This window comes from Parasphingopyxis sp., from assembly GCF_028279465.1.
Taxonomy (GTDB): Bacteria; Pseudomonadota; Alphaproteobacteria; order Sphingomonadales; family Sphingomonadaceae; genus Parasphingopyxis.
On record NZ_JANQNS010000015.1, the window covers coordinates 245,034 to 267,676 of the forward strand.

At 61.9% G+C, this 22,643-nt stretch carries 22 protein-coding genes and 1 pseudogene; 22 read left to right on the forward strand and 1 reads right to left on the reverse strand.

The genetic code is table 11. The features are described from left to right. Nucleotides 1-14 precede the first annotated feature (14 nt). The 22 genes and pseudogenes from Q0974_RS10620 to Q0974_RS10725 all read left to right on the forward strand — a co-directional run bounded on the left by Q0974_RS10620 (nucleotide 15) and on the right by Q0974_RS10725 (nucleotide 20,292). A complete protein-coding gene (locus tag Q0974_RS10620) occupies nucleotides 15-833 on the forward strand; it encodes an inositol monophosphatase family protein (protein WP_299327397.1) in 819 nt (272 codons plus the stop codon). A gap of 94 nt (nucleotides 834-927) precedes the next feature. After that, nucleotides 928-1,317: an NADH-quinone oxidoreductase subunit A gene (ndhC, locus tag Q0974_RS10625; protein WP_299327399.1), complete on the forward strand. Its 390-nt coding sequence runs from the start codon at nucleotides 928-930 to the stop codon at nucleotides 1,315-1,317. Then, nucleotides 1,308-1,853, forward strand: coding sequence for an NADH-quinone oxidoreductase subunit B family protein (locus Q0974_RS10630; protein WP_299327401.1), 546 nt, complete (start codon nucleotides 1,308-1,310; stop codon nucleotides 1,851-1,853). The genes ndhC and Q0974_RS10630 overlap by 10 nt, the downstream gene beginning before the upstream one ends. A gap of 3 nt (nucleotides 1,854-1,856) precedes the next feature. Continuing rightward, nucleotides 1,857-2,468: pseudogene (locus Q0974_RS10635) on the forward strand (NADH-quinone oxidoreductase subunit C); the annotation flags it as partial. A gap of 150 nt (nucleotides 2,469-2,618) precedes the next feature. After that, complete coding sequence (locus Q0974_RS10640; RefSeq protein ID WP_299327403.1) at nucleotides 2,619-3,854, forward strand: NADH-quinone oxidoreductase subunit D; 1,236 nt, start codon at nucleotides 2,619-2,621, stop codon at nucleotides 3,852-3,854. After that, on the forward strand, nucleotides 3,851-4,219 hold the full coding sequence (locus tag Q0974_RS10645) for a cupin domain-containing protein (RefSeq protein ID WP_299327405.1): 369 nt from the start codon (nucleotides 3,851-3,853) through the stop codon (nucleotides 4,217-4,219). Before Q0974_RS10640 ends, Q0974_RS10645 begins: the two co-directional genes overlap by 4 nt. Next, complete coding sequence (gene nuoE / locus Q0974_RS10650) at nucleotides 4,219-4,896, forward strand: NADH-quinone oxidoreductase subunit NuoE (RefSeq protein ID WP_299327407.1); 678 nt, start codon at nucleotides 4,219-4,221, stop codon at nucleotides 4,894-4,896. The genes Q0974_RS10645 and nuoE overlap by 1 nt, the downstream gene beginning before the upstream one ends. Further along, entirely contained in the window at nucleotides 4,896-5,096 is a 201-nt protein-coding gene (locus Q0974_RS10655; protein ID WP_299327409.1) for a hypothetical protein, read from the forward strand. The genes nuoE and Q0974_RS10655 overlap by 1 nt, the downstream gene beginning before the upstream one ends. Next, on the forward strand, nucleotides 5,089-6,390 hold the full coding sequence (gene nuoF, locus Q0974_RS10660; RefSeq protein ID WP_299327411.1) for an NADH-quinone oxidoreductase subunit NuoF: 1,302 nt from the start codon (nucleotides 5,089-5,091) through the stop codon (nucleotides 6,388-6,390). The genes Q0974_RS10655 and nuoF overlap by 8 nt, the downstream gene beginning before the upstream one ends. Continuing rightward, nucleotides 6,387-7,124, forward strand: a complete 738-nt coding sequence (locus Q0974_RS10665) for a hypothetical protein (RefSeq protein ID WP_299327413.1) — start codon at nucleotides 6,387-6,389, stop codon at nucleotides 7,122-7,124. The genes nuoF and Q0974_RS10665 overlap by 4 nt, the downstream gene beginning before the upstream one ends. Beyond that, nucleotides 7,124-9,139 carry an NADH-quinone oxidoreductase subunit NuoG gene (gene nuoG, locus Q0974_RS10670; RefSeq protein ID WP_299327415.1) on the forward strand — a complete coding sequence of 672 codons (2,016 nt, stop codon included), beginning with the start codon at nucleotides 7,124-7,126 and terminating at the stop codon, nucleotides 9,137-9,139. Before Q0974_RS10665 ends, nuoG begins: the two co-directional genes overlap by 1 nt. Then, complete coding sequence (gene nuoH, locus Q0974_RS10675; protein WP_299327417.1) at nucleotides 9,136-10,206, forward strand: NADH-quinone oxidoreductase subunit NuoH; 1,071 nt, start codon at nucleotides 9,136-9,138, stop codon at nucleotides 10,204-10,206. Before nuoG ends, nuoH begins: the two co-directional genes overlap by 4 nt. Next, nucleotides 10,203-10,691: an NADH-quinone oxidoreductase subunit NuoI gene (nuoI, locus tag Q0974_RS10680; protein ID WP_299327419.1), complete on the forward strand. Its 489-nt coding sequence runs from the start codon at nucleotides 10,203-10,205 to the stop codon at nucleotides 10,689-10,691. Before nuoH ends, nuoI begins: the two co-directional genes overlap by 4 nt. Nucleotides 10,692-10,727: 36 nt before the next feature. Further along, complete coding sequence (locus Q0974_RS10685; protein ID WP_299327421.1) at nucleotides 10,728-11,339, forward strand: NADH-quinone oxidoreductase subunit J; 612 nt, start codon at nucleotides 10,728-10,730, stop codon at nucleotides 11,337-11,339. Nucleotides 11,340-11,466: 127 nt separating this feature from the next. Further along, nucleotides 11,467-11,772 carry an NADH-quinone oxidoreductase subunit NuoK gene (nuoK, locus tag Q0974_RS10690; RefSeq protein ID WP_299327422.1) on the forward strand — a complete coding sequence of 102 codons (306 nt, stop codon included), beginning with the start codon at nucleotides 11,467-11,469 and terminating at the stop codon, nucleotides 11,770-11,772. Between the two features lie 4 nt (nucleotides 11,773-11,776). Continuing rightward, complete coding sequence (gene nuoL, locus Q0974_RS10695) at nucleotides 11,777-13,768, forward strand: NADH-quinone oxidoreductase subunit L (RefSeq protein WP_299327423.1); 1,992 nt, start codon at nucleotides 11,777-11,779, stop codon at nucleotides 13,766-13,768. Then, on the forward strand, nucleotides 13,765-15,345 hold the full coding sequence (locus tag Q0974_RS10700; protein ID WP_299327425.1) for an NADH-quinone oxidoreductase subunit M: 1,581 nt from the start codon (nucleotides 13,765-13,767) through the stop codon (nucleotides 15,343-15,345). The genes nuoL and Q0974_RS10700 overlap by 4 nt, the downstream gene beginning before the upstream one ends. After that, complete coding sequence (gene nuoN / locus Q0974_RS10705) at nucleotides 15,345-16,787, forward strand: NADH-quinone oxidoreductase subunit NuoN (protein ID WP_299327426.1); 1,443 nt, start codon at nucleotides 15,345-15,347, stop codon at nucleotides 16,785-16,787. Before Q0974_RS10700 ends, nuoN begins: the two co-directional genes overlap by 1 nt. Nucleotides 16,788-16,850: 63 nt before the next feature. Next, nucleotides 16,851-17,570: a biotin--[acetyl-CoA-carboxylase] ligase gene (locus Q0974_RS10710; RefSeq protein ID WP_299327427.1), complete on the forward strand. Its 720-nt coding sequence runs from the start codon at nucleotides 16,851-16,853 to the stop codon at nucleotides 17,568-17,570. Between the two features lie 11 nt (nucleotides 17,571-17,581). Then, nucleotides 17,582-18,355 (forward strand): type III pantothenate kinase, encoded by a 774-nt coding sequence (locus tag Q0974_RS10715; RefSeq protein ID WP_299327429.1) that lies wholly within the window; start codon nucleotides 17,582-17,584, stop codon nucleotides 18,353-18,355. Nucleotides 18,356-18,361: 6 nt separating this feature from the next. Further along, nucleotides 18,362-19,999 (forward strand): ribonuclease J, encoded by a 1,638-nt coding sequence (locus Q0974_RS10720; protein ID WP_299327431.1) that lies wholly within the window; start codon nucleotides 18,362-18,364, stop codon nucleotides 19,997-19,999. Between the two features lie 2 nt (nucleotides 20,000-20,001). Beyond that, the gene (locus Q0974_RS10725; RefSeq protein ID WP_299327433.1) at nucleotides 20,002-20,292 is read left to right on the forward strand and encodes a DUF1467 family protein; all 291 of its coding nucleotides are present in this window, start codon (nucleotides 20,002-20,004) and stop codon (nucleotides 20,290-20,292) included. Here the strand turns inward: Q0974_RS10725 and Q0974_RS10730 are convergent. Then, nucleotides 20,289-22,580, reverse strand: coding sequence for a hypothetical protein (locus Q0974_RS10730; RefSeq protein ID WP_299327435.1), 2,292 nt, complete (start codon nucleotides 22,578-22,580; stop codon nucleotides 20,289-20,291). The two genes, Q0974_RS10725 and Q0974_RS10730, sit on opposite strands and share 4 nt — an antisense overlap. Nucleotides 22,581-22,643 lie beyond the last annotated feature (63 nt).

Genomic DNA, 22,643 nt, shown 5'->3' on the forward strand with positions numbered 1-22,643 from the left:
CGCAGGAAACCATCATGCCAGCCCGTTCCGCCGTTATCACCGTCATGGACCGCGCCGCCCGCAAGGCGGGGCGTAGCCTTGCGCGCGACTTTTCCGAGGTCGAGCATCTGCAGGTATCGAAGAAAGGCCCGGCGGATTTCGTCTCGAAGGCCGATCAGCGGGCCGAGCGTATTCTCTATGACGAGCTACTCGCGGTGCGCCCGGGCTGGGGGTTCCTGCTCGAAGAGGCGGGCGAGATTGCGGGCGAAGAGGGCATGCCGCGCTGGGTCATCGATCCGCTCGATGGCACGTCGAACTTCCTCCACGGCATTCCGCATTTTGCAATCTCGATTGCAGTGCAGGAACCCAAGCCCGGCGGCGGCTGGGGCGAGGTCAGCGCGGGCATGGTGTATCAGCCGCTGACCGACGATCTGTTCTGGGCAGAAAAGGATCGTGGTGCCTTCCTCCACGACCGGCGGTTGCAGGTATCGGCGCGGCGCAATTTGAGTGAGACGCTGATCGCGACGGGCATCCCGTTCAAAGGGCATGGCGATCTAGATCGGTTTAATGCGATCTTCAACGCGGTCGCCCCGCAAGTCGCCGGAATCCGCCGGTTCGGGGCGGCATCGCTTGATCTCGCATGGCTCGCGGCCGGCCGCTATGACGGCTTTTGGGAAGCGGATTTGCAGTCCTGGGACGTCGCCGCCGGCATCCTGATCGTGCGCGAAGCGAAAGGCTTCGTCACCGATTTTCGCGGCGGTAGCCAGCCCATCGAGCGCAGCGAATTTCTGGCCGCGAACGATGCGATTCATTCGAAGCTGCACAAGATTGTTGCCGGAGCCTTGCGCGGGTAGAAAAAGCGGTGATCGGTGGGCCTCCTGACCTTGCCCCGCTGGCCGCATCCTCCTAAAAGCGCCACAAAATCCACTCAGACCACGAGTCCAGACTTTGCCCGACACGATTGCCGTCGATCTCGTTGAATATTTGCCGATCCTGCTGTTTCTCGGGGTCGCCTTGCTGCTCTCGCTCGCCTTCGTCGTGCTGCCGATGATCGCGGCCAAATTCACCGGCGCCTCCAACCCCTATCCAAACAAGCTGACCGAATATGAATGCGGCTTTCCAGCGTTTGAGGATTCGCGCAGCCAGTTCGACGTGCGCTTCTACCTTGTGGCGATCCTGTTCATCATTTTCGATCTCGAGGCGGCGTTCCTGTTTCCCTGGGCTGTCACGGTCTTTGATTTGGGCTGGGTGGCCTGGTTCGCAATGATGATCTTCCTGGCGGAACTCGGCATCGGCCTTGCCTATGCCTGGAAAGTGGGGGCGCTCGAATGGGAGTAGACCTCACCGCCAAAGGCCCGCCGCCGCCCGGTACGCTGCCCGACCCCGATTTCCTGAAGGACATCAACTCGGAAGTCACAGACAAGGGCTTCCTCGTCACCTCGACCGAGGAGCTGTTCCAATGGGCGCGCACAGGCTCGCTTTGGTGGATGACCTTCGGCCTCGCCTGCTGCGCGGTCGAGATGATCCATGTAAATATGCCGCGTTACGATATGGAGCGGTTTGGCGTCACGCCGCGCGCCAGCCCGCGCCAGTCCGACGTGATGATCGTCGCCGGCACGCTGTGCAACAAGATGGCGCCGGCCTTGCGGCGCGTCTACGACCAAATGTCGGAGCCGCGTTATGTGATCAGCATGGGTAGCTGCGCCAATGGCGGCGGCTATTATCATTACAGCTATTCGGTGGTCCGCGGGTGCGACCGGATTGTGCCCGTCGACATCTATGTGCCGGGCTGCCCGCCGACGGCCGAGGCGCTGCTCTACGGCGTCATGCAGCTCCAACGCAAAATCCGCCGCATCGGAACGATAGAGCGATAGGCCATGGCGTCTCCGGCACCTGTCATCGCCTCTAACGAGGGCGTTATCGACGCGGTAAAGGCCGCGCTCGTTGACGATCTCGTTTACGCCGAAGAGGCTGTCCACGAAATCTCGATTACCGTGCGGCGCGAGGCGCTGAATGACGTGATGATCGCTTTGCGCGATACGGAAGGGCTGAAATATCAACAGCTTATGGAGATCGCCGGCGTCGATTATCCGGAACGGCCTGAGCGGTTCGAGGTCTGTTACCACCTGCTCTCGCTGACCCGCAATCATCGCATCCGCGTCAAGGTCACGACCGACGAGGATACGCCGATCCCGACCGTCACCGATGTCTGGCCGGTCGCCGGCTGGCTCGAGCGCGAAGTGTTCGACATGTATGGCGTGATTTTCGAGGGCAATTCGGACCTGCGCCGCATTCTCACCGATTACGGTTTCCGCGGCCATCCGTTCCGCAAGGATTTCCCGCTGACCGGTTATGTCGAGATGCGCTACTCCGAAGAGCATAAGCGCGTGATCTACGAGCCGGTCGAACTCGCCCAGGATTTCCGCACCTTCGATTTCATGAGCCCCTGGGAAGGCGCGGATTACATATTGCCCGGCGACGAAAAGGCCGAGGATGAGGTGGACAAACCGGGAGGGGACTCGTGATGGGTCGAGCCTTTCTCGTCATTCCAGCGGAAGCTGGAATCTCAGGCTATATGCGGTGCGCCCAGCCGCCCGAGATCCCAGCCTTCGCTGGGATGACGATTTGGGGGAATCGTCATGGCTGACTATCTCGAAGAGCTGCAGGGCGAGACCGACGCCATCGATCCGACGACGGGCGATATCGCGATCTCCAACTATACGATCAATTTCGGCCCGCAGCACCCGGCCGCGCATGGCGTGTTGCGCATGGTGATGGAGCTGGACGGCGAGATCATCGAACGTGTCGATCCGCATGTCGGCCTGCTGCATCGCGGCACCGAGAAGCTGATCGAACACAAAACCTATCTGCAGGCGCTGCCCTATTTCGATCGGCTCGATTATGCCTCGCCGCTCTGCCAGGAGCATAGCTATGTGCTGGCGATCGAGAAGCTGCTCGATCTCGAAGTGCCGCTGCGCGCGCAATATCTACGCGTGCTGTTCGCCGAGCTGACGCGGATTTCGAACCATCTGCTCAATATCGGCGCGCATGTGATGGATGTCGGCGCCATGACGCCGAACCTGTGGCTCTTCGACCTGCGCGAGGATTGCCTCAATTTCTTCGAACGCGTTTCAGGCGCCCGAATGCACAGCGCCTACTATCGCCCGGGCGGTGTGCATCAGGATACGCCGGTCAAATTGCTGGCCGATATCGCCGACTGGCTCGATGGCCGGATGCCCGAGCTGTTCGAGGATGCGCTGAGCCTCGTTGTCGACAACCGCATCTTCAAGCAGCGCAATGTCGATATCGCCGTCGTGTCCAAGGACGATGCGGTCAAATGGGGCTTTTCCGGTCCGATGATCCGCGGCTCCGGTATTCCCTGGGATCTGCGCAAATCGCAGCCTTATGAGGTTTACGACCGGATGGAGTTCGACGTGCCCGTCGGCACCAATGGCGACTGTTATGACCGGATGATGGTCCGCGTCGAGGAGATCCGCCAGTCCGCGCGCATCATGCGGCAATGCATCAACGATATGCCCGACGGACCGATCGCCAGCTTCGATCGCAAGATCGTCCCGCCCAAACGCGGCGAGATGAAACAGTCGATGGAAGCGCTGATCCATCACTTCAAACTCTACACCGAGGGTTTCCACGTGCCGGCCGGCGAAGTCTATGTCGCGACCGAAAGCCCCAAGGGCGAATTCGGCGTCTATCTGGTCGCGGACGGCACGAACAAACCCTATCGCTGCAAGATCCGCCCGACGGCATTCTCGCATCTCCAGGCGATGGATTTCATGTGCAGGGGCCATATGCTGGCCGACGCCACCGCGATCCTCGGCGCCATCGATGTCGTATTCGGGGAGTGCGACCGGTGACCGCTCCATCCCCCATCAACCTCGCCGACAAGCTCGCGCAATTTTCGGATCACTGGAATCCGCGGATTGCCGCGACTTACAACGATAACGAGGTCCGGCTCGCCAAGCTCAAGGGCGATTTCGACTGGCACAGCCATGCCGAAACCGACGAGCTGTTCCTCGTGCTCGAAGGCGCGATCGGGATCGAGTTTCGCGATGGTGTCCGGCATTTGGAGCGCGGCGAGATGATCGTCGTGCCGGCGGGCGTCGAACATCGGCCTTTCTGCGAGAATGAGGCGCATGTGATGATCATGGACCGCGCGGGCGAACCGAACACCGGCGTCAATCCATCCGCTCGCACCCGCGAAACGCTGGAGGCGATCTGATGACGATCCTTCCCGACGAAAAACTCTCCGAAAGCTCGACCGATACCGCGCTCGAAAACGAAGCGGTGCGGGAGCGCTGGGGCGCGTTCGCCTGGACCGAGGAGAATGCCGCGGAAGCGGAGAAGATCATCGCGCGCTATCCCGAAGGGCGGCAGGCCTCAGCCGTGATGCCGCTGCTCGATCTCGCCCAGCGGCAGGTCGGCGCGGAAACCAAGACGCAGGGCTGGCTGCCCGTGCCGGTGATCGAGTTCGTCGCCGCCCAGCTCGATATGCCCTATATGCGCGCATACGAAGTCGCGACCTTCTATACGATGTATAATCTCGTGCCGGTCGGGCGGTATCACGTCCAGCTGTGCGGCACGACGCCCTGCCTGTTGCGCGGCTCCGACGATGTTATGGCGGCGTGCAAAAACAAAGGGCTGGTCAAGGGCAAGACGACGCCCGACGGTCTCTTCACGCTGACCGAAGTGGAATGCCTGGGTGCCTGCGCCAATGCGCCGATGGTGCAGATCAACGACGATAATTTCGAAGATCTCGATTATGACAGCATGACCGATATCCTCGAAAAGCTGAGCAATGACGAGCCGGTAACGCCCGGCCCGCAGATCGAGCGCCAGACAAGCTGTCCCGAAGGCGGGCCGACGACGCTTAAGGAAATGGCGGAGGCGGCCGAGTGATGGCCTCCCGCGGACCCTTCTCCTCGATGACGCTGATGCAGGCGACGATCACTTTCGTGGTTGCATTTGTGGCGATCAATGTCGCGTTCGATGTGATGCGCGGCCGCGAAATCGCCTGGGTCATGCATACGGCATTCGGCGTGCTCGCGGCGCCGATCTGGTATCTGTTCATTCGCTGGATGAGGTCGCGAAATGCTTGACGACAAGGATCGCATCTTCACCAATGTCTATGGCTTCCAGCCATGGGGCATCGACGCGGCGATGAAGCGCGGCGACTGGGACGGCACGAAGAAGCTGCTGGAGAAAGACCAGGACGGCATCATCGACGAGATCAAGGCTTCCGGCCTGCGCGGCCGCGGCGGGGCGGGCTTCCCGACCGGTCTCAAATGGTCTTTCATGCCGAAAGAGAGCAAGGACGGCCGGCCGAGCTTCCTCGTCATCAACGCCGACGAATCCGAGCCGGGCAGCTGCAAGGACCGCGAAATCATCCGTCACGATCCGCACAAGCTGATCGAAGGGGCGCTGATCTCCGGCTATGCGATGCGCGCGCGGGCGGCGTACATCTATATCCGCGGCGAGTTTATCCGCGAGGCCGAAACGCTCTTCGCCGCCGTGCAGGAAGCCTATGACAAGGGCTTTATCGGCAAGAATGCCTGCGGCTCCGGTTATGATTTCGACGTGTTCGTCCATCGCGGGGCAGGGGCCTATATCTGCGGCGAGGAAACGGCGCTGCTGGAGAGTCTCGAAGGCAAAAAGGGCCAGCCGCGCCTGAAGCCGCCTTTCCCGGCGGGCGCGGGGCTCTATGGCTGCCCGACCACAGTGAACAATGTCGAGAGCATTGCGGTCGTGCCGACGATCCTGCGGCGCGGGCCCAGCTGGTTCGCGAGCTTCGGGCGCGAGAAGAATGAGGGCACCAAGCTCTTCCAGATTTCGGGCCATGTCGAAAAGCCGTGCGTCGTAGAAGAGGCGATGAGCATTCCGTTCCGCGAGCTGATCGAAAAGCATGCGGGCGGCATTACGGGCGGCTGGGACAATCTGCTCGCCGTGATCCCGGGCGGTTCTTCGGTCCCGCTGGTGCCGGCCGAAGAGATTATCGACGCGCCGATGGATTTTGATGGGCTGAAGGATCTCGGTTCGGGCCTCGGCACGGCGGCGGTCATTGTCATGGACAAATCGACCGATATCGTCCGCGCGATCAGCCGTATCTCCTATTTCTACAAGCATGAAAGCTGCGGCCAGTGCACGCCGTGCCGCGAGGGCACGGGCTGGATGTGGCGGATGATGGAGCGGCTGCGCGAAGGCAAGGCCGACATCGCCGATATCGACATGCTGCACGAAGTGACCAAACAGGTCGAAGGCCACACCATCTGCGCGCTTGGCGATGCGGCAGCCTGGCCGATCCAGGGCCTGATCCGCCACTTTCGCCCAGAACTGGAACGCCGCATCCGCGAATATGCGGGCGAGAGCGGTGAGATGATGGAGGCGGCGGAGTGAAGCAGAGTATTCCCGCTGCAGTTGCGCTATTGGTAGCCGGCCTTGCCGTTCCGATGCACGATCTATCCGCCCAGGCAAGGGACACACCTACCGGCTCACGCATCGAGCGCGAATATTCGTCTCGCGAGTTGCGCCAGGACCGCGCCGGAAGATTCGTCGATGAATTCGCCCGCTGCGTGTACGACCGTAACCGCACCGAAGTTCCCGTACTCTTTGCGGCCAGCGATCCTGCCACGATCGATTATGAGGAACTGGGGTTAGTCAATTTTGACCGCTTCCGTTCCGCCTTTGCCATGGACCGCTGTATGGAGGACGTCGTTCGCCTCAGTCCGACCGGTGTCGTAATCAGCACATCGCCGACAAGTTTGAGACTGATGATGATGGAGCGGGCCTATCTTGAAGCCTATCCTTCGCCGCCGAACTGGCTCGGTCAAGATGTGGCAGTGCCTGAACGCTCCTATGTTTCCGAAGGAGAGGCGCTTGCCTCGGCGAGGGGGTTGGCGGATTTTGCCGACTGCATAGTTGCGGCTGCACCCCGGGAATCCGATGCTCTGTTGCGGACCCCGCGACGCAGCGAAGCTGAGAACATCGCAGTCCAGCCCATCATAACACATCTCGGACCATGCCTCGCTGAAGGCCATACGCTTGGGCTGGAAATCGAGAATGTCCGACAGTTCGTCGCCGACGGTCTTTGGCAACGTGCATCCGCTTATGCCGACGGGAGTGACAATTAATGCCTAAAGTCACCGTAGATGGCGTCGAACTTGAGGTTCCCGAGGGCGCAACCGTGCTGCAGGCGTGCGAGCTCGCCGGCAAGGAAATCCCGCGCTTCTGCTATCATGAACGCCTGAGCATCGCCGGCAATTGCCGGATGTGCCTTGTCGAGGTGAAGCCCGGACCGCCCAAGCCGCAGGCGAGCTGTGCGCTGCCCGCCGCCGAGGGGCAGGAAATCTTCACGACGACCGAGATGGTCAAAAAGGCGCGCGAAGGGGTGATGGAGTTCCTCCTCATCAACCATCCGCTCGATTGCCCGATCTGCGACCAGGGCGGCGAATGCGACCTGCAGGACCAGGCGATGGCCTATGGCAAGGGCAGCACGCGCTACGAGATGAACAAGCGCGCGGTCACCGAGAAATATATGGGCCCGGTCGTCAAGACGATCATGACGCGCTGCATCCATTGCACGCGCTGCGTCCGCTTCGCCGAGGAAGTGGCCGGGGTCGAGGAAATCGGCGCGGTCGGGCGCGGCGAGAATATGGAGATCACGACCTATCTGGAGCATGCCGCGAAGAGCGAGCTTTCGGGCAATGTCGTCGATCTCTGCCCGGTCGGCGCGCTGACCGCGCGGCCCTATGCGTTCGAGGCGCGACCTTGGGAACTCCGGAAGACGCCCTCGATCGACGTGATGGACGCGGTCGGCACGAATATCCGCCTCGACAGCCGCGGCCGCGAAGTGCTGCGCGCACTGCCGCGGATCAACGAGGACGTCAACGAGGAGTGGGCGAGCGACAAGACGCGCCACGCGGTCGATGGCCTCTACCGCAACCGCCTCGATACGCCCTATGTCCGCCGCGACGGAACGCTAGAGAAAGCGAGCTGGAGCGAGGCGTTCGCGGCGATTGCCGAAGCGGCCAGGAAGGCGGGAAGCAAGGTCGCGGCGATTGGCGGCGATCTGGTCGAGGTCGAGGCGCTCTATGCAGCGCAGAAGCTGCTCGAAGGGCTGGGGTCGAAGCTGATCGAAGGCCGGCAGAACGGCATGGATTATGATGCGAGCAACCTCGCGGCGGTGAATTTTAACACGACGATTGCGGGTATCGAAGAAGCGGACGCGATCCTGCTCGTCGGCACCAATCCGCGCTGGGAAGCGCCGCTGGTGAACACGCGCATTCGCAAAGCTGTGAAGGCGGGCGCCAAGGTCTTTGCGATCGGCCCGGAGATCGATCTCACCTATCCGGTGACGTGGCTGGGCGACGAGGCGACGCTTGTCGCGGACCTGCCTGCCGAAGCCGCGGACGTGCTGAAAGGTGCGGAGCGCCCGGCGATGATCGTTGGCGGTGGTGCGTTGATGGTGCCGGGCCTGCAGGCCGCGTCGCTGGCGCTGGCGGATACGCTCAATCTCGTACGGGATGGCTGGAACGGCTATAACGTCCTCCACTTCTCCGCGGCGCGGATGGGCGGACTCATGCTTGGCTGGGCGCAGCCGGGCGGCACGGCGGATATCGCGGCCACCAAGCCCGAACTGCTCTTCCTGCTCGGCGCGGACGGCGTCGATTTCGATGCGTTCGGCGATGCGTTCACAGTCTATGTCGGCCATCATGGCGAGCAGGGCGCGGCCAATGCGGACGTTATCCTGCCCGGCGCGTCCTATGCCGAAAAGAGCGGCACCTGGGTGAATCTGGAGGGCCGAGTTCAGCGCGGCAATCGCGCTGTCTTCCCGCCGGGCGATGCGCGTGAGGACTGGACGATCTTCCGCGCCCTCTCCGATGCGCTCGGCAAGCCGCTGCCCTTCGACACGCTGGACCAGCTGCGCGACGCGATCGCCGCCGATTTCCCGGCGCTCGCCGATGAAGGTCTCGCCGACTATGAATGGGCGCCGCCCAAACTCTCCGGCGATGCACCCAGCGGACCCATCGCCCTGCCGATCAAGGATTTCTACCTGACCAACGCCATCTGCCGCGCCAGCGCGACAATGCAGCGCTGTTCGGCCGAACTGATCCATGGCGAGGAATTCGCGGAGGCGGCGGAATGACCGCATTCTTCCAGTCTCTCGGCATGTCCTATGAATGGGCGTGGTTCGTTGCGACCATTTCGGCGATCCTGCTGATCGCGCTACCGCTGTTGCTCGCGGTCGCGATGATCATCTATGCCGACCGCAAAATTCTCGCCGCGATCATGCTGCGGCGCGGGCCGAATGTCGTCGGGCCGTTCGGGCTGCTTCAGAGCTTTGCGGACGGGCTCAAGGTCTTCCTCAAGGAAACGATCATCCCGACCTCGGCGAACCGGGGTCTGTTCCTCATTGCGCCGATCGTGACCTTCACCGTGGCGCTGATTGCCTGGGCGGTGATCCCGTTCGGCCCGAACATGGCGCTCGCCGATATCAATGTGGCGCTGCTCTACATTCTCGCGATCAGCTCGCTCGGCGTATACGGCGTGATCATCTCGGGCTGGGCGTCCAACTCCAAATATCCCTTCTACTCTGCCCTGCGCGCCGCCGCGCAGATGGTGAGCTATGAGGTGTCCATCGGCTTCGTGCTGCTCTCGGTCGTGATGTTCGCGGGCACGTTCAGCCTGTCCGGCATTATCGAGGCGCAGCAGGGCCATGTCTTCGGCGTCCTGAACGGCTTCGGCTTCAATCCGCTGCTCTTCCCGATGGCGGTCATCTTCCTGATCTCGGCCATGGCGGAAACGGCGCGGACGCCGTTCGACCTGACCGAGGCGGAATCAGAGCTCGTCGCCGGCTACCAGACAGAATATTCATCGATGAGCTTCGCGCTCTTCTGGCTCGGCGAATATGCGAACATCCTCTTGATGTGCGCGCTCAACGCGATCCTGTTCTGGGGCGGCTGGCTGCCGCCTATCGACTGGGCGCCGCTCTACGATTTCCTGTTCACGCCGGAGATCACGGGCATGTTCTGGCTGTTCCTGAAGATACTGCTCGGCTTTTTCATCTTCAGTTGGGCCTGGGCGACGCTGCCCCGCTATCGCTACGACCAGCTGATGCGGCTGGGCTGGAAAGTCTTCCTGCCGATCTCGCTGATCTGGGTCGTGCTGGTGTCCGGTTATCTCATGCTGACCCGCCATGGAGGCCTGCTATGAGCAGCATCGCCCATTTCATCAAAACCTTCACTTTGTGGGAGATCGTCAAGGCGCATGCGCTGACGCTCAAATATTTCTTCAAGCCCAAGGCGACGGTCAATTATCCGTTCGAGAAGAACCCGATCAGTCCGCGTTTTCGCGGCGAGCATGCGTTGCGCCGCTATCCCAATGGGGAGGAACGCTGCATCGCCTGCAAGCTGTGCGAAGCGGTCTGCCCGGCCCAGGCGATTACGATCGAGGCCGAGCCGCGCGAGGACGGCAGCCGCCGGACGACTCGCTACGATATCGACATGACCAAATGCATCTATTGCGGATTGTGTCAGGAGGCCTGCCCGGTCGACGCCATCGTCGAGGGGCCGAATTTCGAATATGCGACCGAAACGCGGGAGGAGCTGCTCTACGACAAGGAAAAATTGCTGGCCAATGGCGATAAATGGGAGCGCGCGATCGCCGCGAACCTTGCCGCCGATGCGCCCTATCGCTAAGCCGCAGCCGATTCTTACAGGGGTCCCCCAAATATCGTGATCCACGTCTTCGCCTTTTACCTTTTCGCGTCCATCGTTGTGGCCTCGGGCGCGATGACAATCCTGGCGCGCAACCCCGTGCATTCGGTGTTATGGTTGATCCTCGCCTTCTTCAACGCGGCGGGGCTGATGCTGCTGCTTGGCGCGGAATTCATCGCGATGCTGCTGATCCTCGTCTATGTCGGCGCGGTGGCCGTGCTGTTCCTGTTCGTGGTCATGATGCTCAACATCGATTTTGCCCGGCTGCGCGCGGGATTCGCGCGCTATCTGCCCTTCGGTCTGCTCATCGCAGCCGTGCTGCTGGCCGAGATCGTGCTCGCCATTGGCGTCTGGAGCTTTGGCGATCTCGGACCCGATACGCGCATGGCGACGATCGATCCGGACGTACCCAATATCGAGGCGATCGGGCGTGCGCTTTATGATCGCTATCTGCTGGTGTTCGAGGGCGCGGGTATCGTGCTGCTCGTCGCCATGGTCGGCGCTATCGTGCTGACGCAGCGCGAACGCGCCGGGGTGCGGCCGCAAAATATCGGCAAGCAGATTCGCCGGCGTCCGGAAGACGCGACCCGCAACACGCAGCCCGAAGTGGGCGAAGGGGTCGAGCTGTGATCTGTGCGTTTCAAACCCCCGCTAGCCCTGAGCTTGTCGAAGGGCTGTCCTTCTTTTTCATCGCTGAAAGAAAGGGCAGGGCTTCGACAAGCTCAGCCCAAACGGTGATTTCGGAAAGTCATTGGGCATGATCGGGCTCGGTCATTATCTCGTCGTCAGCGCGATCCTGTTCGTGATGGGCGTGCTCGGCATCTTCCTCAACCGGAAGAACATCATCATCATCCTGATGGCGATCGAGCTGATCCTGCTGTCGGTGAACATCAATCTCGTCGCGTTCAGCGCCTTTCTCGGCGATGTCGTCGGGCAGGTCTTCGCGATGTTCGTACTGACCGTTGCGGCCGGCGAGGCCGCGATCGGGCTGGCGATTCTCGTGATCTATTTCCGTGGTCACGGCAATATCTCCGTCGACGATCCAAGCCGGATGAAGGGCTGACCCGATGATCCAGCTCATTGTCTTTCTGCCGCTGCTGGCGGCCATCATTGCCGGTCTTGGCAATCGGATGCTCGGCAATTTCGTCGCGAAAATTCTGACGACGGGCGCGCTGTTCATCGCCTGCGCGCTGAGCTGGCCGATTTTCCTCGACTTCCTCGTCGGCGGGCAGGAGGCCTATGTCGCACCGGTCTTCACCTGGATCGCCTCGGGCGAGATGGACGTCGCCTGGAGCCTGCGCGTCGATACGCTAACGGCCGTGATGCTGGTCGTGGTCACGACCGTTTCGGCGCTCGTCCACCTTTATAGCTGGGGCTATATGGCAGAGGACCCGGACCAGCCCCGCTTCTTCGCCTATCTCTCGCTCTTCACCTTCGCGATGCTGATGCTCGTGACGTCGAACAACCTCGTGCAGATGTTCTTCGGCTGGGAAGGGGTCGGGCTTGCCTCCTATCTGCTGATCGGTTTCTGGTACAAGAAGCCGAGCGCCAATGCCGCGGCGATCAAGGCGTTCGTCGTCAACCGTGTCGGCGATTTCGGCTTTTCGCTCGGCATATTCGGCACGTTCCTCGTGTTCGGCACGGTATCGATCCCCGAAATCCTCGAAGCCGCGCCCGCCATGGCCGGATCGACGATCGGCTTCCTCGGTTATCGCGTCGACACGATGACCTTGCTTTGCCTGCTGTTGTTTATCGGCGCGATGGGCAAATCGGCGCAGTTCGGGCTCCACACCTGGCTGCCGGACGCGATGGAGGGTCCGACGCCCGTCTCTGCGTTGATCCACGCCGCGACGATGGTGACAGCCGGCGTATTCATGGTCTGCCGCCTTTCGCCGATGTTCGAGACAAGTGACATGGCGCTCGCCGTGGTCACATTCTTCGGTCTGCTCACGGCCTTTTTCGCGGCGACGGTTGGGACGGCGCAGATGGATATCAAGCGGGTGATCGCCTATTCGACCTGCTCGCAGCTCGGCTATATGTTCGTCGCCGCCGGTGTCGGCGCATACGGCATCGCGATGTTCCACCTGTTCACGCACGCCTTCTTCAAGGCGCTGCTCTTCCTCGGTGCGGGTAGTGTGATTCATGCCATGCATCATGAGCAGGACATGCGGCATTATGGCGCGCTCAGGAAAGAAATTCCGCTGACCTTCTGGGCGATGATCATCGGCACGCTCGCGATCACCGGCGTCGGAATCGTCGGCGTGTTCGGCTTTGCCGGTTTCTACTCGAAAGACCTGATCATCGAGGCGGCCTTCGCGACCGACTCCGAACTGGGCGGTGTCGCCTTCTTCACGCTCGTCTTCGCCGCATTGCTGACGAGCTTCTATAGCTGGCGGCTGATCTTCATGACCTTCTTCGGCAAGCCGCGCTGGATCACGAGCGAGCATATCCAGCACAGCGTTCACAAGACGCCGGAAACCGCCGAAGACGCGACTGGCGGCTATCATCCGCATGAAAGTCCCTGGTCGATGCTTGTGCCGTTGGGCGTGTTGTCGCTCGGCGCCGTATTCGCCGGCTATCTCTTCTACTATCCGTTCGGCTATGCCGAAGAGGGCGAGATTTTCTGGGCGGGCAGCATCGCGCTCGATACGCATCTGCTGCATGCGATCCACGAGGTGCCGACCTGGGTGAAATATGCGCCGGGCGCGGTGATGCTGACGGGCCTCGCGATCGCCTGGCTGGCCTATATCAAATATACCGACTGGCCTGCGAAATTCGTCGATCAGTTCCGCGTGCTGCACGCGTTTCTCTACAACAAATGGTATATCGACGAGCTGTATAACGCGATTTTCGTGAAACCCGCCTTCGCCATCGGCCGCTTCTTTTGGAAGCGCGGCGACAAGGGCTTTATCGACCGGTTTGGGCCTGACGGCGTCTCCGCGCTTGTCGCCAGCGGCACTGGCGTCGCGAAGCGTTTCCAGTCCGGCTATCTCTACACCTATGCGCTGGTGATGCTGATCGGTCTGGTCGCGGCCGCCACCTGGGCGATCACCCGGTGAACCAGCTCGGCTTTCCGATCCTGACCGTAATGGTCCTGCTGCCGCTCGCCGGTGCGCTGCTCTGCCTGATATGGCCGGGGCAGGGCGAGGGCAAGGCGGGCATGGCGCGCGTCATCGCGCTCGGCACGACGCTTGTCACCTTCGCGCTCGGTATCCTGCTCTGGATCAGCTACGAGATTGGCGGGCCGCAATGGCAGTTCGTCGAATATTATCCGATTTTCGGGCGCTTCGCCTGGGCGATGGGGATCGACGGCATCGCGCTGATGCTGATCATGCTCTCGGTCTTCCTGATGCCGATCTGCATCATCGCGAGCTGGCAATCCATTCAATCGCGCGTGCCCGAATATATGGCGGCGTTTCTGCTCATGGAATCGCTGATGATCGGCGTGTTCACCGCTCAGGACATCTTCCTCTTCTACATCTTCTTCGAGGCCGGCCTCATCCCGATGTATCTGATCATCGGCATCTGGGGCGGCGCCGAGCGGATCTACGCGAGCTATAAATTCTTCCTCTACACGCTTTTGGGATCGGTGCTGATGCTGATCGCGATGCTCTGGATGGTGCAGGAAGCGGGCACCTCGTCGATCCCCGAGTTGATGACGTACGATTTCCCGGGTGGCGCGCAGAACTGGCTCTGGCTCGCCTTCTTCGCGAGCTTTGCCGTGAAGATGCCGATGTGGCCCGTTCATACCTGGCTGCCCGATGCCCATGTCCAGGCGCCGACGGCGGGCTCGGTGATCCTTGCCGGCGTACTGCTGAAGATGGGTGGCTATGGCTTTATCCGCTTCTCGCTGCCGATGTTCCCCGAAGCCTCGGCCGAGCTGGTCTGGATCGTCTTCGGCCTGTCGATGGTCGCGGTCGTCTACACGTCCTTGGTCGCGCTCGTGCAGAAGGACATGAAGAAGCTGATCGCCTATTCATCGGTGGCGCATATGGCCTTCGTCACGATCGGGCTGTTCGCCTTCAACCGGCAGGGCATCGAGGGCGCGATGATCGTCATGCTCTCGCACGGTCTCGTATCCGGAGCGCTCTTCCTGTGCGTTGGCGTCATCTACGACCGGCTCCATACGCGCGAGATCGAGCGTTATGGCGGGCTCAGCGACAATATGCCCAAATACGCGATCCTGTTCATGCTCTTCACCATGGCCTCGATCGGCCTGCCGGGCACGAGCGGCTTTGTCGGCGAATTCCTTGCGCTGGTCGGCGCCTATGAGGCGAATAGCTGGGTCGCTGTAGTCTGCACGACCGGCATCATCCTGGGCGCGGCCTATATGCTCTATCTCTATTGGCGCATCTGCTACGGCGAGCTCGAAAAGGAAGACGTCAAAGCAATGCCCGATCTGTCGGTGCGCGAGCTTGCGACGCTCGGGCCGATCGCCGCCGTCGTCTTATGGATGGGCGTCTATCCGGAAAGCTTCCTCGCGCCGATCCGCGACGATGTCGGCACCTTGCTGGCCCGGATCGAGCCCGCAAACCCACCAGGCGATGCGCAGCTCGCGATGGGCGCAGGCATGCTGCTCGAAGCCGAGCATGGTGACGGCCATGGCGGCGATCATGGCGGGGAGGGCACGCACTGATGACGATCTGGGAAAGCCTTCTCACCGTCGCGCCCGAGCTGATCCTGACGCTCGGGGCTACGGACCTGCTGCTCGTCGGCGCGTTCAGCAAGAAGCCGGACGTTTCGCGCCGCGTGAGCATCTATGCGGTGCTAATGCTGATCGCCTGCGGCCTGTCGCTGCTCGGCCCGGCGGGCAATGGCGGCACGGTCTTCGGCGGGCTCTATGTCGCCGATGCCTTCTCCACCTTCTCCAAGGTGCTGATCTACGCCTCGGCGGCCATCGCGATCCTGATGGCCCCGCGCTTTTTCGATCGGCGCAGCGAAATGCGCCCCGAATATCCGGTGCTGATCCTGTTTGCCGCGCTCGGCATGGGTTTCATGGTTTCGTCGGGCGATCTGATGCTTCTCTATATCGGCTTGGAGATCAACAGCCTGGCGGCCTATGTGCTGGCGAGCTTCATGCGGCAGGACACGCGCTCGGCAGAAGCGGGCCTCAAATATTTCGTGCTCGGCGCATTGGCGAGCGGCATCCTGCTCTACGGTATCTCATTGCTCTACGGCTTTACCGGCACGACTAGTTACACCGGCATCGCGACGGCCTTTGCCGACGACATGTCGACGGGCGAACTGTTCGGACTGGTGTTCGTCCTGGCCGGTCTCGCCTTCAAGATCAGCGCCGTGCCGTTCCATATGTGGACGCCGGACGTTTACGAGGGCGCGCCGACGCCGGTCACCGCCTTCTTTGCCTCGGCGCCCAAGATCGCGGCCATCGCACTTGCGGTGCGCGTGATGTTCGAAGCGCTCGGTCCGGCGACCGATGCCTGGCAGCAGATCGTGATCTTCGTCGCGCTCGGCTCGATCGCGCTCGGCGCAGTGGCCGCCATCGGTCAGTCCAACATCAAGCGTCTGCTTGCGTACAGCTCAATCAACAATATCGGCTTCGCGCTGATCGGCCTTGCTGCGGGCACGCAGGCCGGCGTAGCGGCGACCATGTCTTACATGGCCATCTATGTCGTAATGACGCTCGGCAGCTTCCTGTGCGTCCTGCAGATGCGCGATGCGGACGGCCGCCCGGTCGAGGATATCGAGAGCCTTGCCGGTCTCTCCAAATCGCAGCCGGGCCTCGCCGCCGCCTTCGCGATCTTCATGTTCAGCCTTGCGGGCATTCCGCCGCTGCTCGGCTTCTGGGGCAAATTCCTGGTCTTCGACGCGGCCGTCGCTGCCGGGCTCTTTCCGCTTGCCGTGATCGGCATCGCGCTATCGGTGGTCGGCGCCTACTATTATCTGCGCATCATCAAGACGATCTATTTCGACGATGCTGCCGAACCCTATGCACCCGCCAATTCGGTGATGGAGAATGGCTTGATCGCGGTCACAGCGGCAGCGGTATCGCCGCTCGGCTATCTGCTCGTGCCGTTCCTCGCGCTGACCGCGGGCAATGCCGCCGCGGCGCTGTTCTAAGGCGATCGCGGTCTGAGCATCCGGATCCAGTCCGTCGCCGAAACCGGCTCCACCAATGACGATATGATCGCGCTTGCGCGGCAAGGCGAGCCGGAAGACTCATGGCTACGCGCAGAACGGCAGATCGGCGGCCGAGGCAGGCAAGGGCGCAAGTGGGTTTCCATACGCGGTAACCTCTATGCCAGCACGATAGTCAGGTTGAAGGAAGATGATCCGCCGCCCGCAACGCTCTCGCTGGTTGCGGGTTCAGCTCTGTGGTCGCTTGTCTTTTTGGAAATGAATGATCCGGATTTTCGGGGCCACGTATCGAAGCCAGTCGAGTTAGAACCAAATTTGCGTTGGAGCGACAAACTGGTTCTGAAATGGCCGAATGATCTGCTACTCGATGGAGCCAAGATGGCCGGGATTCTGCTTGAACGAGACCGTGACGCCGTCATCATCGGTTTCGGCGTGAACCTAGCAGATCACCCGCGCGATTTGGATCAACCTGCAAATAGCTTGGCGAAATATGTTGATCCGCCAACGCCTGACGTTTTTTTGGATTATCTCGCTGGAATATTTCGTCATTCGCTGCAGGAATGGCGAGAGCACGGACTTTCATATCTACGGTATTCCTGGATGGAGAAGAGCTTTCCGATCGGCCAGCCGATGGCAATTCACGATCGCGACAACAACAGGATTTCCGGCGAGTTTGCAGGATTATCGGAGGATTGCGCCTTGCGGCTGCGCTTGGCGGATGGGTCCGTCCGTGTCATGCATGCGGGCGATGTTTTCCTGATTTGAGGACTGATGCGATGCTGCTCGCTATCGATGCCGGAAACACCAATGTCGTCTTCGCGCTCGTCAAGAATGGCGAGATTGCCGCGCGCTGGCGGATCGCGACGGACCCCCGGCGCACGGGCGATGAATATGCGGTCTGGCTGCATAACCTCATGGCGCTCGAAGGGGTCACGCCGGACGACATCGAGGCGGTGATCATCTCGACCGTCGTGCCCCGCGCGCTGCACAATCTGCAGGTGCTGGCGTCCAAATATTTCGATGTCGAGGCGCTTGTCGCAGGCGAACCGCCGGTCGAATGGGGCATATCGCTCGACATCGACGAACCCTCGAGTCTCGGCGCGGACCGGGCGGTCAATGTGATCGCCGCCCATGCGCTTCATCCTGAAGACCTGATCATCATCGATTTCGGCACGGCGACCACCTTCGACGTCGCCGATTATGAGGGCGCCTATAAAGGCGGGGTTATCGCGCCGGGCATCAATCTCTCGCTCGATGCGTTGGTAGGGGCGGCGGCCAAGCTGCCGCGCATTGCGATCGAGGCGCCGCGCGACCGATCCGTCATCGGGACCAACACTGAAGACCAGATGCACATCGGCGTGTATTGGGGCTATATCGCCATGATCGAAGGGCTGGTCGCGCGCACGCGCGCGGAGATCGGCCGCCCCGCCAAAGTCGTGTCGACCGGCGGGCTGGCGACGCTTTTCGATCAGCATACGGACGTGTTCGACGTGATCGAGCCCGACCTCACCATCCAGGGGCTGGCGATGCTCTATGAAAGGTCCAGATAGACCCGAATGACTCCCGAAAACGAACTGCTTTTCCTCGCGCTCGGCGGGTCGGGCGAGATCGGCATGAACGTCAATCTCTACGGCACGCAGGGCAAATGGGTCATGGTCGATTGCGGCATGACCTTCGGCGATCCCTATTATCCGGGGATCGAACTCGTCCTGCCTGACCTGGAATTTATCGAGGACCGTATCGATGACCTGCTCGGCATCGTGCTGACCCATGGCCATGAGGACCATATCGGCGCGCTGCCCTATCTGGCGGGCGATCTTGGCGTGCCTTTATACGCAACGGCCTTTACCGCCGGACTGATCTACCGGAAACTCGAAGAGGCGGGTCTGACCGAGGAGATCGAGCTGAACGTGATCGATCCGGACGACAGTTTCGATCTGGGCCCATTCAATTTTCAATATATCCCGCTCGCCCATTCGATCCTCGAAGGCAATGCGCTGGTGATCGAGACCGAGTATGGCCGCATTTTCCACACCGGCGACTGGAAGCTCGACCCCGATCCGCAAACCGGCACGCCGACGACGCCCGAAGAGATGATCGCGATCGGCGATACAGGTATTCTCGCCCTCGTCTGCGATTCAACAAACGTCTTCAATGAGAAGGATTCGGGCAGTGAGGGCGCGGTGAAGGCGGGGCTGGCCGAGGTGATCGGTGCGGCCACGGGGCGCGTGCTGGTGACGACCTTCGCGTCAAACGCGGCGCGCCTGCAGACGCTGGGCCGCATCGCCACGGAAACGGGCCGCAAAGTATGTGTGGCGGGCCGCTCGCTGGACCGGATCATCGATACCGCGCAGGCCGTCGGCTATCTGAAGGACTTCCCGCCAACAGTCGATTTCGAGGAAGCGATGCGTTTGCCGCCGCGCGAGCTGCTTATCATCGCAACAGGCGGGCAGGGGGAATCGCGGGCGGCGTTGGGGCGTATCGCCGAGGACAATCACCCCCTGACGCTCGATAGTGGCGATCTCGTCGTCTTCAGCTCGAAACAGATTCCGGGCAACGAGCTCGCCATCGGCCGGGTGCAGAATGCGCTTGCCGCGAAACAGATACCGATCGTCACAGACCGGCAGGCGATGGTGCATGTATCCGGCCATGCCGGCCGTCCGGAGCTGGCGAAAATGTACGAATGGATTCGGCCTGAGATTCTTGTGCCCGTCCATGGCGAGCTGCGGCACATGGCCGAGCAGGCGCGGTTCGGCGCGGCGCAAGGCGTTCCCAAGACTATCGTCCAGCAGAATGGCGATGTGGTCAGGCTTGCACCCGATGGCCCGGCGATCATCGGGCATGAGCGTACTGGCCGGCTCGTGCTTGACGGTGATACTATCGTGGCGGCGGATGGCGAGGCGATGAACGAACGCCGCCGTATCGGCCAGCGCGGGCTTATCGCGATCACCGTGGCGTTCGGCGAAGACGGCAAGATGCGCGGTACCCCGGCTTTCTCGATGGCCGGCATTCCCGTCGAAGAAGATCGCGAGGCGTTTATCGACGATGCCGTCGAAGCCGCCGCCGATGCCGCGCGGAAAGGCGCGAAAGACCCTGAAAAACTGCGCGAGACGATCCGGCTTGCCGTGCGCCGCACAGCGACCCACTGGACGGGCAAGAAACCCGTGGTCAACGTTTCGCTGATGGAGGTGTAGCGATGGAGCTCATTTCGGTGCTCGCCATCTATTTTCTCTTCTGGTTTCTCTGCCTTTTCATGGTGTTGCCGTTCAGCGCGCGGACGGATCGCGAGGCGGGCGTGGAGACGCTGCCCGGCAATGCGGAAAGCGCTCCGCACCGGTTCCGCGCGGGGCCTGTCGTCTTGCGTACGACCATCGTCGCAACGATCTTTTTCGGCCTGTTCTACGCCAATTATGTCTATGGTTGGATCGGCGCCGACATTCTCGATTTCCTCAAACCGGAATCGATGCGAACGACGGTCGAGCGCTAGCGCAGCCGCTCGATAGCCTGGGCGAGCGCAACGTAGAGCTTGCCATTGTCCGACGACAGCAGGGTCACCGCGAGCGGCGCGCCGTCCCGCGCCGTCATCACGCGGCGCAGCATTGCTTCGAAATCGTGAACATAGCGGTTCACCTGCTCGCGGAATTCGCCATTATTCTCATATTGCGCGACGATCTCGCGCGCCTCGCCCGTATCGAGCAGCCGCACGGCGCGGCGCGAAAAGATACCGCGATCGCCTTTCAGATAGGCCGCCCATGCCGTGTCCGTGACCTCGTTCGAGAGGATTTTGCTCACGTCGATAGCCGTCGAATTGAGCGATTCGATGAGCAAAGTGACCTGGCGGGCAAAGCCGTCGAGGCTGGCGTCTTCGGCATCGGTTTCCGCTTCGCGCAACTGGCTCTGAAGGGCCGCGCTGCGGCTCTCGATCTCCGCAATCTTGGTATCCAGGGCGGCCATCGCTTCCTGCGCCAGTGAGGCCGCCTGTTCGGACGTCGCGATCAGTTCGGCGATCCGGCTTTCGACATTCTCGCCCAGCGCGTCCGTCATGGCGGCCTGGGTCGCCTCGCCGATCGCCGCAGCGCTTTGCGGGATAACGTCGCCAAAGGCGGCGCGTGCTTTCTCGGCCGCTTGGTCTGCCGTCTCGCGCACTTCCATCAATATCTCGATCAGCCGCGGTGCCGCGCCGTCCGCGATGCTTTCGGCCTGTTCGGCGGAATGGTTGAGACCGTCCTCAATGCTCGTGATGTCGGCCCGCATCGCCGTGATCCGGTCGCCGACCTGATCGACGAAGGAGGCCACCGCAGCCCGCTGATCTTCGAGACTTTCGCCGGTAACGCCGATATAGCTGCGCGTGTCGTCGGCCAGCTGTTTCAGCGTTTCGAGATCGGGTGCGACATCGGCTATCGCGGCCTTCAATCGCTCGGCCCGGCTTTCGGTATCGGCGAACGCCTGGGGCAGGGCGTCGGCCAGCGATTCTGCGCTGAGGTCGAGCGCGGCCTTCACCTCGGCGGCCCGCGCGATCAGCCGTTCGGTGGCAGCGTCATTGCCGCCGATATTCTCGCCGAGCGCGGTCATGCCTTCGCGCAACCCGTCGATTTCGGCGCTCAGCGTGCGCGCATGCTCCGCGCCGTCCGTGGACAGACCGGCGAGCCGGCTCTCGATATCGCCCAGGCCCGTATCCAGATCGCCCAGTGTTGCGGCCGTTGCATTGCGCTGCTCGCTCAGCTGTGCGTCGAATGCCGACAGCGCGGCGGTGGTTGCGACGATCCGCTCGTCGAGCGCGGCGGCTGCATCCTCGCCCTCCTGACTGAAATTCGTCCGGGCATTTTCGACCATTGCGGTCAGCGCCGTGCCGATTTCGTCGACAACCTTACGCGTATCCTCGACGGCCGCGCTGGACCGCTCCAGGATGCCATCGACGACCGTATTGATCTCCTCGCCTGTCGTAGCGAGCTTGGCCGCCGACACGTCCGCAACGCCTTCGATCCGCGCGAGATTGGCAGCCAGCGACTGGGCCGCGCCATTGGCCACGTCCTGCGCCTGCTCGCCGCGCGCTTTCAGCGACAGCAATTGCGTATCGAGTGATGCGGCCTGTTCATGCGCGTTGACGCCCGCTTCGCGGATGCCCTCGCTCACGGCCCGTGCCTGTTCCTCGGCGCGCGGCAGATCGGTCATCAGCACATCGACATCTTCGCGCGCGGACTTGGCCGCCTTGTCCAGAATGCTGGATTTCTGCTCGATATTGGTGCTGGCATCGCGCATCATGTCGCTGACGGCGCGCAGCCGGCCGGCGGCATCGTCGCCGAGCGCGAGCAGGCGATCGGTTTCGCTGGAAACGCCCTCGCGGATTTCGGAGAGCTGGGCGGAAACGACGGCCATGGCATTGTCGAGCCGCCGGGCCTCGGCGCGCATCGCTTCGGATGTCCGCCCGAACCGCACCGCCTCGCGGCGGCTGGTCCGCTGGGTCAGCAGCCAGACGATACCGAGCAGCGCGAGTGGCACGGAGCCGATCGCGATCCAGTTGGCGATCTGCGTCAGGTTCGGCGTTTCTGCCGTCACGCTTGAATAGGCGGCCCAGCCCACAAAGCCGACCCAGATACTCGCCAGCGCGATGATCGCTATGGACGGCAAGCGTTCGGCGAAGCTCGGCTCTTCCAGCTCGAAATCCCACTCGTCTTCGGCGATCCATTCGGCGGCTTCGGACGGCTGGACTGTCGCGCCGCGCCCGATTTCGGCAGGGCTTTCCACCTCCGCTAGGTCATTTGCTGCTTCGGCCATCGCATTTCCCTCTCAATTCGCCGTGTTTACCATGTTTTGGACCCTCCGAAAGCCATGCACGGC